The 13062-nt window shown below is 70.8% G+C and carries 11 protein-coding genes and 1 tRNA gene; 3 read left to right on the top strand and 9 right to left on the bottom strand.

All coding sequences use genetic code 11. The features are described 5' to 3' along the window. Position 1: 1 nt before the first annotated feature. Positions 2 to 376, top strand: a complete 375-nt coding sequence (locus IF89_RS0130400; RefSeq protein WP_030774887.1) for a VOC family protein — start codon at positions 2 to 4, stop codon at positions 374 to 376. A gap of 95 nt (positions 377 to 471) precedes the next feature. Here IF89_RS0130400 and IF89_RS0130405 read toward each other — a convergent pair whose 3' ends face one another. Next, positions 472 to 1146, bottom strand: a complete 675-nt coding sequence (locus tag IF89_RS0130405) for a TetR/AcrR family transcriptional regulator (RefSeq protein ID WP_030774888.1) — start codon at positions 1144 to 1146, stop codon at positions 472 to 474. Next, positions 1146 to 2126: an acyl-CoA desaturase gene (locus IF89_RS0130410; RefSeq protein WP_030774889.1), complete on the bottom strand. Its 981-nt coding sequence runs from the start codon at positions 2124 to 2126 to the stop codon at positions 1146 to 1148. Before IF89_RS0130410 ends, IF89_RS0130405 begins: the two co-directional genes overlap by 1 nt. Positions 2127 to 2498: 372 nt before the next feature. Here IF89_RS0130410 and ppc point away from each other — a divergent pair, with 372 nt between their 5' ends. Next, the gene (gene ppc / locus IF89_RS0130415; protein ID WP_078628610.1) at positions 2499 to 5267 is read left to right on the top strand and encodes a phosphoenolpyruvate carboxylase; all 2769 of its coding nucleotides are present in this window, start codon (positions 2499 to 2501) and stop codon (positions 5265 to 5267) included. A 79-nt stretch (positions 5268 to 5346) separates the two neighbouring features. Here ppc and IF89_RS47150 read toward each other — a convergent pair whose 3' ends face one another. The 7 genes from IF89_RS47150 to IF89_RS0130450 all read right to left on the bottom strand — a co-directional run bounded on the left by IF89_RS47150 (position 5347) and on the right by IF89_RS0130450 (position 11258). Next, entirely contained in the window at positions 5347 to 6111 is a 765-nt protein-coding gene (locus IF89_RS47150) for an LPXTG cell wall anchor domain-containing protein (RefSeq protein WP_078628611.1), read from the bottom strand. Positions 6112 to 6270: 159 nt separating this feature from the next. Then, entirely contained in the window at positions 6271 to 6861 is a 591-nt protein-coding gene (pth, locus tag IF89_RS0130425; protein ID WP_030774894.1) for an aminoacyl-tRNA hydrolase, read from the bottom strand. Between the two features lie 99 nt (positions 6862 to 6960). After that, on the bottom strand, positions 6961 to 7545 hold the full coding sequence (locus tag IF89_RS0130430) for a 50S ribosomal protein L25/general stress protein Ctc (protein WP_030774895.1): 585 nt from the start codon (positions 7543 to 7545) through the stop codon (positions 6961 to 6963). Positions 7546 to 7732: 187 nt separating this feature from the next. Then, positions 7733 to 8710 carry a ribose-phosphate diphosphokinase gene (locus tag IF89_RS0130435; protein ID WP_030774896.1) on the bottom strand — a complete coding sequence of 326 codons (978 nt, stop codon included), beginning with the start codon at positions 8708 to 8710 and terminating at the stop codon, positions 7733 to 7735. A gap of 133 nt (positions 8711 to 8843) precedes the next feature. After that, entirely contained in the window at positions 8844 to 10289 is a 1446-nt protein-coding gene (gene glmU / locus IF89_RS0130440) for a bifunctional UDP-N-acetylglucosamine diphosphorylase/glucosamine-1-phosphate N-acetyltransferase GlmU (RefSeq protein ID WP_030774897.1), read from the bottom strand. 109 nt (positions 10290 to 10398) lie between these two features. Next, a tRNA-Gln gene (locus tag IF89_RS0130445) sits at positions 10399 to 10470 on the bottom strand. Between the two features lie 29 nt (positions 10471 to 10499). Next, on the bottom strand, positions 10500 to 11258 hold the full coding sequence (locus tag IF89_RS0130450) for a hypothetical protein (RefSeq protein ID WP_051807838.1): 759 nt from the start codon (positions 11256 to 11258) through the stop codon (positions 10500 to 10502). 131 nt (positions 11259 to 11389) lie between these two features. On the opposite strand from IF89_RS0130450, the gene IF89_RS0130455 reads away from it, so the two are divergent. Further along, the gene (locus tag IF89_RS0130455) at positions 11390 to 12691 is read left to right on the top strand and encodes a sensor histidine kinase (protein WP_078628612.1); all 1302 of its coding nucleotides are present in this window, start codon (positions 11390 to 11392) and stop codon (positions 12689 to 12691) included. Positions 12692 to 13062: the final 371 nt, after the last annotated feature.

Below are 13062 nucleotides of genomic sequence, written 5' to 3' on the forward strand. Positions count from 1 at the left end.
CGTGCTCACCGCCCTCGACCACGTCCAACTCGCCGCGCCGCCGGACGCGGAGGACCGGCTCCGCGCCTACTACACCGGTGTCCTGGGCATGACGGAGATCGCCAAGCCGCCCGTCCTCGCCGCCCGCGGCGGCTGCTGGTTCGCCGCCGGGCCCGTGCACCTGCACCTCGGCGTCGAAGCCGACTTCCGGCCCGCCCGCAAGGCGCACCCCGGCCTCCGGGTCACCGGCATCGAGGCGTACGCGCAGAGACTGCAGGAGCGCGGCGCCGACGTGGTCTGGGACGAGAACCTGCCGGGCCACCGCCGCTTCTACTCCGAGGACCCCGTCGGCAACCGCCTCGAATTCCTGGAACCGTACGAAGCCAGGACCCCCTAGGGGGTGTCTTTCGCACGACACGACGGCGCCCCACACGACGGCGCCCCGCCACCGGACCCGGTGGCGGGGCGCCGTCGCGCCGAGCACGGGGCCCGCTAGCTCTTGCGGCGGCCCACCAGCTGCGGCTTCGCCTCCAGCCCGTCCAGCCCGTGCCACGCCAGGTTCACCAGGTGCGCCGCCACCTCTGCCTTCTTCGGCCTGCGCACGTCCAGCCACCACTGCCCCGTCAGCGCCACCATCCCGACCAGCGCCTGCGCGTACAGCGGCGCCAGCTTCGGATCGAAGCCGCGCGCCTTGAACTCCAGCCCCAGGATGTCCTCGACCTGCGTGGCGATGTCACTGATCAGCGACGCGAACGTCCCCGTCGACTGGGCGACCGGCGAATCCCGCACCAGGATCCGGAAACCGTCCGTGTACGACTCGATGTAGTCCAGCAGCGCGAACGCCGCCTGCTCCAGCAGCTCCCGCGGATGCCCCGCCGTCAGCGCACCCGTCACCCCGTCCAGCAACTGGCGCATCTCCCGGTCCACCACCACCGCGTACAGCCCCTCCTTGCCGCCGAAGTGCTCGTACACCACCGGCTTGGACACCCCGGCCTTGGCCGCGATCTCCTCCACCGACGTGCCCTCGAAACCCTTCTCCGCGAACAGGGCCCGGCCGATGTCCAGCAATTGCTGGCGCCGCTCCGCGCCCGTCATCCGCACCCGCCGGCCGCGCCTGCTGGGCTTGTCGCTGCTGGAGGTACCGCCGTCGATCGCCACGCCCCCCATCATGCCGGGTTCGGACGGTTTTCCCTGCGCCGGGCGTCGATCCGGGCCGCCGACGGCCAGCGCACGTCCGTGGCCCACCCCAGCTGCTCGAACCAGCGGATCAGCCGCGCACTGGAGTCGACCTGCCCCCGCAGCACACCGTGCCGCGCCGACGTCGGATCCGCGTGGTGCAGGTTGTGCCACGACTCACCGCACGACAGCACCGCAAGCCACCACACGTTGCCGGACCGGTCGCGCGACTTGAACGGGCGCTTGCCCACCGCGTGGCAGATCGAATTGATCGACCACGTCACATGGTGCAGCAGCGCCACGCGCACCAGGGAACCCCAGAAGAACGCCGTGAACGCCCCCCACCACGACATCGTCACCAGACCGCCCACCAGCGGCGGAATCGCCAGCGAGAAGACCGTCCAGAAGATGAAGTCCCGCGAGATCCGCCGGATCGCCGGATCCTTGATCAGGTCCGGCGCGTACTTCTGCTGATCGGTCTGCTCCTCGTCGAAGAGCCAGCCGATGTGCGCCCACCACAGGCCCTTCATCAGCGCCGGCACCGTCTCGCCGAACCGCCACGGCGAATGCGGGTCACCCTCGTGGTCCGAGAACTTGTGGTGCTTGCGGTGGTCCGCCACCCACCGCACGAGCGGGCCCTCCACCGCCATCGACCCCATCACCGCCAGCACGATCCGCAGCGGCCGTTTCGCCTTGAAGGAACCATGCGTGAAATAGCGGTGGAAGCCGATGGTGATGCCGTGGCACGCCAGGAAGTACATGAACACCATCAGCCCCAGATCCAGCCAGCTCACCCCCCAGCCCCAGGCCAGCGGCACCGCCGCCAGCAGCGCCACGAAGGGCACGGTGATGAACAGCAGCAGCGCGATCTGCTCGATCGACCGCTTGTTCTCGCCGCCCAGCGTCGCGGACGGCACAGGAGAGTCCGAGGGTGCCGAAGCGCCCCCGATCAGATCCGGACTGGTGGTCATGGGGGTCCCCTGGAGGGTGAGAGGAGTCGGGAGGCTCGCCGGGCACAAGACCTACGGTCCCGTAACCTACGGCAGGGTAAGTATGGCGCAGCCGGTTCCCGGCACAACAGGAACGCAACCGCCACCCGCGGAGCCGCTCCCGCGCCACGCGCGCCGCCCGACCCCGACTGACTCGGTCAGTGAGACGTTTGCCCAGGCACGGGCACGGGACACCTATCCTGGTCCCCGTCGGACAGCGCGGTCCGCACGGGCAGCCCGAGCCACACCTCAGCCGGCGGCGGTCCCCCGGACGGAGTCCGGCGGGGTCCCACGCCGTGCACGGCCGGGAGCCCACCGCCCAGTAGCGCTCGAACACTGCAAGGAGCCGCACCTGTGAGCAGTGCTGACAAGGCCCCCCTGGCCACCCAGCAGGCCCCCGTCACCCCGGCCGCCACCGCCAACGCGGAACTGCGCGCGGACATCCGCCGCCTCGGCGACCTCCTCGGGGAGACCCTCGTACGCCAGGAGGGCCAGGACCTGCTCGACCTCGTCGAACGCGTCCGCGCCCTCACCCGCACCGACGGCGAGGCCGCCGCCGCCCTCCTCGGCGACACCGACCTGGAGACCGCCGCCAAGCTGGTGCGCGCCTTCTCCACCTACTTCCACCTCGCGAACATCACCGAGCAGGTCCACCGCGGCAAGGAACTGCGCGCCCACCGCGCCGCCGAGGGCGGGCTCCTCGCCCGCACCGCCGACATGCTCAAGGACGCCGACCCCGAGCACCTGCGCGAGACGGTCAAGAACCTCAACGTCCGCCCCGTCTTCACCGCCCACCCCACCGAGGCGGCCCGCCGCAGCGTCCTCAACAAGCTGCGCCGCATCGCCGCACTCCTGGAGGAACCCGTCACCGGCGCCGGCGACCGCCGCCGCCACGACCTCCGCCTCGCCGAGAACATCGACCTCGTCTGGCAGACCGACGAACTGCGCGTCGTCCGCCCCGAGCCCGCCGACGAGGCCCGCAACGCCATCTACTACCTCGACGAACTCCACGCCGGAGCCGTCGGCGACGTCCTGGAGGACCTCGCCGCCGAACTGCGCCGCGTCGGCATCGAGCTGCCCCCCGGCACCCGCCCCCTCACCTTCGGCACCTGGATCGGCGGCGACCGCGACGGCAACCCCAACGTCACCCCCGACGTCACCCGCGACGTACTGATCCTCCAGCACGAACACGGCATCACCGACGCCCTCGAACTCGTCGACTTCCTGCGCAGCCTGCTCTCCAACTCCATCCGCTACACCGGGGCAACCGAGGAACTCCTCGCCTCCCTCCAGGCCGACCTCGAACGCCTCCCGGAGATCAGCCCCCGCTACAAGCGGCTGAACGCCGAAGAGCCCTACCGGCTCAAGGCCACCTGCATCCGCCAGAAGCTCCTCAACACCCGTGAGCGCCTCGCCAAGGGCACCCCCCACGAAGAGGGCCGCGACTACCTCGGCACCGCCGACTTCCTCACCGACCTCACCCTCATCCAGACCTCCCTGCGCGAGCACCGCGGCGGCCTCTTCGCCGACGGCCACATGGACCGCACCATCCGCACCCTCGCCGCCTTCGGCCTCCAGCTCGCCACCATGGACGTACGCGAGCACGCCGACGCCCACCACCACGCCCTCGGCCAGCTCTTCGACCGGCTCGGCGAGGAATCCTGGCGCTACGCCGACATGCCCCGCGACTACCGGCAGAGGCTCCTCGCCAAGGAACTCCGCTCCCGCCGCCCCCTCGCCCCCACCCCGGCACCCCTCGACGCCGCCGGCGCCAAGACCCTCGGCGTCTTCGCCGCCGTCAAGGACGCCTTCGAGAAGTTCGGCCCCGAAGTCATCGAGTCCTACATCATCTCGATGTGCCAGGGCGCCGACGATGTCTTCGCCGCCGCCGTCCTCGCCCGCGAAGCCGGCCTCATCGACCTCCACGCCGGCTGGGCCAAGATCGGCATCGTCCCGCTCCTGGAGACCACCGACGAGCTCCGCGCCGCCGACGTCATCCTCGACGACATGCTCGCCGACCCCTCCTACCGGCGCCTGGTCTCCCTCCGCGGCGACGTCCAGGAGGTCATGCTCGGCTACTCCGACTCCTCCAAGTTCGGCGGCATCACCACCAGCCAGTGGGAGATCCACCGCGCCCAGCGCCGCCTGCGCGACGTCGCCCACCGCTACGGCGTCCGCCTGCGCCTCTTCCACGGCCGCGGCGGCACCGTCGGCCGCGGCGGCGGCCCCTCCCACGACGCGATCCTCGCCCAGCCCTGGGGCACCCTCGAAGGCGAGATCAAGGTCACCGAACAGGGCGAGGTCATTTCCGACAAGTACCTCGTCCCCTCCCTCGCCCGCGAGAACCTCGAACTGACCGTCGCCGCCACCCTGCAGGCCTCCGCCCTGCACACCGCGCCCCGCCAGTCCGACGAAGCCCTCGCCCGCTGGGACGCGGCCATGGACACCGTCTCCGACGCCGCCCACGCCGCCTACCGCGCACTCGTCGAAGACCCCGACCTGCCCGCCTACTTCTTCGCCGCCACCCCCGTCGACCAGCTCGCCGACCTCCACCTCGGCTCCCGGCCCTCCCGCCGCCCCGACTCCGGAGCCGGCCTCGACGGACTGCGCGCCATCCCCTGGGTGTTCGGCTGGACCCAGTCCCGCCAGATCGTCCCCGGCTGGTACGGCGTCGGCTCCGGCCTCAAGGCCCTGCGCGACGCCGGCCACGAGGACGCCCTCACCGAAATGGGCGAGCGCTGGCACTTCTTCCGCAACTTCCTGTCCAACGTCGAGATGACACTGGCCAAGACCGACCTGCGGATCGCCCGCCACTACGTCGACACGCTCGTCCCCGACCACCTCAAGCACGTCTTCACCCGCATCGAGGCCGAGCACGAACTCACCGTCCGCGAGGTCCTGCGCATCACCGGCGGCGAGAAGCTCCTCGACTCCCACCCCGTCCTCCAGCAGACCTTCGCCGTCCGCGACGCCTACCTCGACCCCATCTCCTACCTCCAGGTCTCCCTCCTGGCCCGCCAGCGCGCGGCCGCAGCGCGCGGCGAAGCCGCCGACCCGCTGCTCTCGCGCGCCCTGCTCCTGACCGTCAACGGCGTCGCCGCGGGCCTGCGCAACACCGGCTGACCCGCCGCCGTACCCACGGAAAAAAGGGGGCCCCGCGCCGCACCGGCGCGGGGCCCCCTCTTTCTCCGTCCTACGCTGCTCAGCCCTGGGCACCCGACCGGCGGCGGCGCACCACGAGGAACCCACCGGCCGCGATCAGCGCCGCCGCCATCGTGGCCAGCAGCCCGATCGGAGCGTCGGAACCGGTCTGCGCCAGATCGCCACCGGTCGTACCGCCGGAGGCCGACGCCGACACGGACGGCGCGGGGGAGGAAGCCGACGACGACGCCGACGCGCTCGCCGAGGACGACGGACCCGTGCTCGTCGACTTCGACGGCGAAGCCGACGTGCTGGTGCTCGGCGACGTCGACGCCGAGGTCGAGGTCGACGGCGCGGGCTCGGTGGAGGACTGCGACGGCGTCGGCCCGGGCGTGGCCGTCGACAGGCACGCGTGCGACAGGTTGAACCACTCCAGCTTCTTGCCGCCGCCCGTCGTGCCCTCGACCTCGGCGACCGCCGAGACCAGCTTCGCCCCCGGCTCCGACGCCGCGTACGCGTGGTTCTCGTTCGGCGGACCGAAGACGGTGACCACCTGCTGGCCGCCCGGCTCGAACGTCACCGTCAGCTTGACGAAGGACACCTCGTTCGGGCTGCCCGGCGCAATGAAGTGCCAACCGTCCTTCGTGGCGGGGACGGAGGCGCAGGTCTCGCCGGGCTTGCCCTTGTACTGGGCCGCGTAGATCGGCAGGTCCTTCGCCTGGTGCAGCGGCACCTCGTAGGAATCGGCGGCGAACGCCGGGCCGGCGGACGCGGAGAGGAGCAGCGCAGCGGCAACAGCCGCCCAGCGCTGACGGGAACGGAGCATGGAGGCACCTCTGGGAAGAGAGGGAAACACGGGGCCATGGGGGGGCGGCGGCGCCAGCATGCTGAGGCAGTACCGCCCCGGTCAAGAGCCGTGCGTGCATATATGCGACGAACTGACCTGCTCCGGGTCACTTGTCCCCTGTGAAGATGTGCCGGAACGCTAGCCGTTGTACGCCGACTGCGCCCGCTCCAGACCCTCCGAGACCAGACACTCCACCGCGTCCGCAGCCCGGTCCACGAACCAGTCCAGCTCCTTGCGCTCCGTCGAGGAGAAGTCCTTCAGCACGAAGTCCGCGACCTGCATCCGGCCCGGAGGCCGACCGATGCCGCACCGCACCCGGTGGTAGTCCGCACCCATCGCCTTCGTCATCGACTTCAGGCCGTTGTGCCCGTTGTCCCCGCCGCCCAGCTTCAGACGCAGCGTCGGATAGTCGATGTCCAACTCGTCGTGGACCGCCACGATCCGATCCACCGGCACCTTGTAGAAGTCCCGCAGAGCCGTCACCGGACCGCCCGACAGGTTCATGAACGACATCGGCTTCGCCAGCACCACCCGGCGGTTCACCGGCCCCGGCGGCCCCGTCCGCCCCTCGACCACCTGCGCCCGCGCCTTGTGCGCCTTGAACTTCCCGCCGATCCGCTCCGCCAGCAGGTCCACCACCATGAACCCGATGTTGTGGCGGTTCCCGGCATACTCCGACCCCGGATTGCCCAGACCCACGATCAGCCAGGGCGCCGCGTCGTCCGACATCAAAAGCTCCTTACCGCCTAGAACGAGGACGACCGCCGTCCCGCTCCAGTGGAGCCGGACGGCGGTCGGTCAGCAACTGCTGAGGCAAGAGGGCGAGGCTCAGGCCTCGGCGCCCTCGGCGTCACCCTCGGCCGGCTCCTCGGCCTGCGGGGCGACGACCTGCAGGACGGCGGTCTCACCGTCGACGGCCAGAGTGGTGCCGGCCGGCAGCTTCAGGTCGGAGGCGTGCACGGTCGCACCGGCCTCCAGGCCCTCGATCGAGACGGTGATCTCGGTCGGGATGTGGGTGGCCTCGGCCTCGACGGACACGGCCGTCATCAGGGTCTCCAGCAGGTTGCCACCGGCGGCCAGGTCGCCCTCGGTCACGACCGGAACCTCGACGACGACCTTCTCGCCCTTCTTGACGATGAGGAAGTCCACGTGGTTGATGACCGGCTTCAGCGGGTGGCGCTGCACGGCCTTCGGGATGACCAGCTCGGTGCCGCCGCCCGCGATGTCCAGGGACAGCAGGACGTTCGGGGTCTTCAGCGCCATCATCAGGCCGTGGGCCTCGACGTTGACGTGCTTCGGGGCGGTGCCGTGGCCGTAGATGACACCGGGGGTCAGGGCGTCGCGACGGGCCTGGCGGGCCGAGCCCTTGCCGAAGGTGTCGCGCAGGGTGGCGGAAAGCTTGACCTCGGACATGCTCACTCCTCGTGGGGTGACGGAAAGACGGACTGAAGTCACCCGGCCGAAACGGCCTGCTACGAAGAGCGCGTCGATAACGGAGCATCCGCACACGAAAGTGCGGCCTCCCTCGCCGAGCAACTTCATGAGTCTACCCGGCAGGGAGGCCGCACTTCAAAAGGATCTAGCGGGAGCCCTGGAGCCCCTACTGCTGCTCCTCGAAGAGGCTCGTCACCGAACCGTCCTCGAAGACCTCACGCACCGCACGCGCGATCATCGGCGCGATCGACAGCACCGTGATCTTGTCCATCTCCAGGTCGGAGGGGTCCGGCAGGGTGTTCGTGAAGACGAACTCGCTCACCTTCGAGTTCTTCAGGCGGTCGGCCGCCGGACCCGACAGGATGCCGTGCGTCGCCGTCACGATCACGTCCTCCGCGCCGTGCGCGAAGAGCGCCTCGGCCGCGGCACAGATCGTGCCACCCGTGTCGATCATGTCGTCGACCAGGACGCACACCCGGCCCTTGACCTCACCGACGACCTCGTGGACCGTCACCTGGTTGGCGACGTCCTTGTCACGGCGCTTGTGCACGATCGCCAGCGGCGCGTCCAGCCGGTCGCACCAGCGGTCCGCCACCCGCACACGACCCGCGTCCGGAGACACGATCGTCAGCTTCGTCCGGTCCACCTTCGCACCCACGTAGTCCGCGAGCACGTTCAGCGCCGACAGGTGGTCCACCGGGCCGTCGAAGAAGCCCTGAATCTGGTCCGTGTGCAGGTCGACCGTCAGGATGCGGTCCGCACCCGCGGTCTTCAGCAGATCCGCCACCAGACGCGCCGAGATCGGCTCGCGGCCCTTGTGCTTCTTGTCCTGGCGGGCGTACCCGTAGGACGGGATGATCACGGTGATGGAACGCGCCGACGCACGCTTCAGCGCGTCGATCATGATCAGCTGCTCCATGATCCACTTGTTGATCGGAGCCGTGTGGCTCTGGATCAGGAAGCAGTCCGCGCCACGCGCCGACTCCTGGAAGCGGACGTAGATCTCACCGTTCGCGAAGTCGAAAGCCTTGGTCGGCACGAGGCCGACTCCCAGCTGGTGCGCGACCTCCTCGGCCAGCTCGGGGTGGGCGCGGCCGGAGAAGAGCATCAGCTTCTTCTCGCCGGTCGTCTTGATCCCGGTCACAGCACTGTCTCCTCAGACGTGTTGAAGCTGCTCGCCCCCATGTGCGTCCGTCCCGCACACGGTGAGCCAGCCGAATTGCGTGCACCTATCACGGTACGCCGTTCGAGACGTACCTGTTTCCGGTCAGTTCACCTCAAGGGCGCTCGGCGTCCTCCGAGACCGCCGACTGCGCCGCAGTCGCGGCAGCACTTCCCGGACGCTTGCGAGCCACCCAACCCTCGATATTCCGCTGCTGGCCGCGGGCCACGGCCAGCGCGCCGGGGGGCACATCCTTCGTGATCACGGATCCGGCAGCCGTGTAGGCCCCGTCCCCGATGGTGACGGGTGCCACAAACATGTTGTCCGACCCCGTCTTGCAATGCGAGCCGACCGTGGTGTGGTGCTTGTGCTCGCCGTCGTAGTTCACGAAGACGCTCGCCGCGCCGATGTTCGTGTACTCGCCGATCGTCGCGTCGCCCACATAGGAGAGGTGCGGCACCTTGGTGCCCTCGCCGATCGTCGCGTTCTTCATCTCCACGTACGTGCCGGCCTTCGCCTTCGCCCCGAGGCTCGTGCCCGGACGCAGGTACGCGAACGGCCCCACGCTCGCCTGCGGGCCCACGACCGCGCTCTCGGCCACCGTGTTGTCCACGCGCGCGCCCGCGCCCACCCGGGTGTCGCGCAGCCTGGTGTTGGGGCCCACCTCGGCGCCCTCGGCGATGTGCGTGGCGCCCAGGAGCTGGGTACCGGGGTGCACGACCGCGTCCTGCCCGAAGGTGACGGTCACGTCCACGAAGGTGCTCGCCGGGTCGACGACCGTCACGCCCGCCAGCATGGCCTGCTCGAGCAGCCGCGCGTTCAGCAGGGCGCGGGCCTCGGCGAGCTGCACACGGTTGTTGATGCCGAGGATCTGGCGGTGGTCGCTGCCCACGGCCGCCCCGACCCGGTGCCCGGCCTCGCGCAGGATGCCGAGGACGTCGGTGAGGTACTCCTCGCCCTGGCTGTTGTCCGTACGGACCTTGCCGAGGGCGTCGGCGAGGAGGGCGCCGTCGAAGGCGAAGACGCCCGAGTTGATCTCGCGGATCGCGCGCTGGGAGTCGGTGGCGTCCTTGTGCTCGACGATCGCGGTCACGGCGCCGCCGGCGTCGCGCACGATGCGGCCGTAACCGGTGGAGTCCGGCACCTCGGCGGTGAGCACGGTGACGGCGTTGCCGTCGGCGGCGTGCGTCCGCGCGAGCCGGCCCAGGGTCTCCCCGGTGAGCAGCGGGGTGTCGCCGCAGACGACGATCACCGTGCCGTCGACGGGACCGCCGAGCTCCTGCAGGGCCATGCGGACGGCGTGGCCGGTGCCGTTCTGCTCGTACTGGACGGCGGTGCGGACGTCGGCGTCGATGCCGGCGAGGTGTGCGGTGACCTGCTCCCGGGCGTGCCCGACGACCACGACGAGGTGTTCGGGGTCCAGCTCGCGGGAGGCGGCGACGACGTGACCGACGAGCGAGCGCCCGCAGATCTCGTGCAGAACCTTGGGTGTGGCCGACTTCATGCGGGTGCCTTCACCCGCTGCGAGTACGACGACGGCTGCCGGGCGGTTGGCGCTCACGGGTGTGCCCTTCGGCTTCGGGGGTGGACCCGTGAAGGATACCGGTGGGCCGAAGGCCCGAAACGAAGCCGGGTCCCGACCTCTGTGGTCGGAACCCGAACGTGCGTTGCTCCCCTGCCAGGACTCGAACCTGGAACAAATCATCCAAAGTGACCCGTGTTGCCAATTACACCACAGGGGATGGTGAACCCGGGTGAACCGGACATTTCGTCACTTGGTCGAACCCGCGGACCCCACTATGCCGCACCAGGCGCCCTCAATGCGACGGTACAACTCGCAACCGGCGGCGACGCGGACGACCAGGCATCCCCGGTACGCCGCCCCGGTGTTCTTCCGGACGGTGCTCGGGTTGTGCTTCTTGAGCGTGGTCCGCTGCAACCGGCTGCGCTCCACACCGACGAGGTCGGCCCAGTACCGTTCGGCCCCCTCCACGTCCGCGGATTCGTGGATCATCACGCGGAACTTGAGCCGCTCGCGGGGGATGTCCATGAGCGCGAGCCATGCCAGGAAGACCCGGATGACACCGGGGTCGCTGTTGATGAACGCGACGGTCTCGTCCCGCCGGTACGGCTTGCTCTTGGCGCCCTCCGCCCAGTAGAGGGCGACGCCTGCGATGAACAGGTCGCGATCGCTGAGCGGGCCGACCTCCCTGCGTGCCGCCTCGATCGCCTCGGCACGGGCGGCTTGGCGCCGCGGGCGTTCCAGGGCCCAGCGCCGGTGCGCCGCGTCCCGGCCCTGCTCGGCGGGGGACCGGTGGTCGACCTTGGGGAGGTCGCGGACCCAGAGGGAGATCGAGCTCTTCGAGCACCCGAGCTCCTGCTGGATCCGGTGGTAGGTGAGGCCCTGCGGGCGCAGTTCGCGGGCGCGGGTGCGGAGGGCGTCCTTGGCGTTGGGGTGTCTCGCCCGTTCGGGTGCCGGGTCGGGAGGGGTGGCGGGGCCGTCGGCGGCGGGGCGATCGGTTTCGGTCATGGGTCGACTGTGGTCCGGAATGTGGGATTCAGGTCTTGGGATGCGGGCGATTCACTCCTATGTGCGATTACCCGTCGTTCGTGGTTTTTTCTGTCGGTGGTCTGTAGGGGGCGCTGCGTACGCTGGACGGCATGACCAGTACGGGGGAAGAGCAAGGCCGTGCCGGGCCGCCGTTGTGGTGGGCGCGGCGGCGGGATGTCGTGGTGGACGTGGCGCTGGCGGGGGTCTCCGCCGCGGAGTGCGCATGGGAGGGGATCCGCTTCGCGGACGAGGCGGGGATCCCCGTGCCCCTCGGGGTGCTGTTCGGGGTCGTGGTGGGGGCCACGCTCGTGCTGCGCCGGCGGTGGCCGATCGCGGTGGTGCTGGTCGGGATCGCCGTGGCGCCGGCCGAAGTGGGGTTCCTGCTGTCGGTGGTGGGCATGTACACGCTCGCCTCGTCCGAGGTTCCCCGGCGGATCATCGCGGCGCTCGCCTCGATGTCGCTGGTGGCGACCTTCATCGTGATGTACCTGAAGACGCGCGGCGACGTGGAGGCCGATCCCGGCCTCGTGGTCGCGCTGTCCGGCTTCGTCGCCGTCGCGCTGACGGTGCCGCCCATGCTGCTCGGGCTCTACATCGGGGCCCGGCGGCGGCTGATGGAGAGCCTGCAGGAACGGGCCGACTCGCTGGAGCGGGAGCTGTCGCTGCTGGCGGACCGGGCCGAGGAGCGTGCCGAGTGGGCCCGGACCGAGGAGCGGACCCGCATCGCGCGCGAGATGCACGACGTGGTCGCGCACCGGGTGTCGCTGATGGTCGTGCACGCGGCCGCGCTGGAGGCGGTGGCGGTCAAGGACCCGGCGCGGGCGGCGAAGAACGCCGCGCTGGTGGGGGACATGGGACGGCAGGCGCTGACGGAGCTGCGCGAGATGCTGGGCGTGCTGCGGGCGGCGCCCGCCAAGGCGGCCGTCGCTCCGGCCGCGGCCGTGGGGGCCGCGGTGGGGGCCGCGGTGGTGCAGGTGGCTGCCGCGTCGGTGGCGGCGGGTGTGGACGAGGGGCCCTCGCTGGAGGAGTTGGAGGCGCTGGTCGGGCAGTCGCGGGCGGCCGGGATGGCCGTCGAGATGGTCGTGCAGGGGGCGGGTCCCGCCGGGGGCGCGGTGTACTCGGCGGAGGTGGAGCAGACGGCGTACCGCGTGGTGCAGGAGGCGCTGACCAACTGCCACAAGCACGCTCCGGGGGCGCGGGTCGTGGTGCGGCTGGCGCACCGTGAGGGGGAGGTGGCGATGCAGGTGGAGAACGGGCCGTGCGAGGGGAAGGCGGACGGGGTCGGTCTGCCGAGCGGGGGGAACGGGCTGGTCGGGATGCGGGAGCGGGTGCTCGGGCTGGGCGGGGTGTTCGTGTCGGGGCCGACGGATGCGGGGGGTTTCAGGGTGTCGGCGGTGCTCCCGGTCCGCTAGGCCCCTCGGCTCCCGCCGGGGTGGCCGGTCCGGCCGGTGGCTGCTGGGGCTCCGCCCCAGACCCCGCGCCTCAAGCGCCGGCGGGGCTGGATTTTGCTGGTCGGTGGTAGCTGGGGCTCTGCCCCAGGCCCCGCGCCTCAAGCGCCGGCGGGGCTGGATTTTGCTGGTCGGTGGTAGCTGGGGCTCTGCCCCAGACCCCGCGCCTCAAGCGCCGGCGAGGCTGGATTTTGCTGGTCGGTGTCGGTGCTGTGTGGGGCGGTGCCCCGCCGGAATGTCTCCTCGGCTCGGCGCGTTCGAGCGATCGCGGCTGTACTCGGAGGTCGCGCGCTCGTCCTGCGGGGACACTCCGCCGTGTCCCCACCCCACCGCCC

It is taken from the genome of Streptomyces sp. NRRL F-2664 (genome assembly GCF_000719345.1).
Taxonomy (GTDB): Bacteria; Actinomycetota; Actinomycetes; order Streptomycetales; family Streptomycetaceae; genus Streptomyces.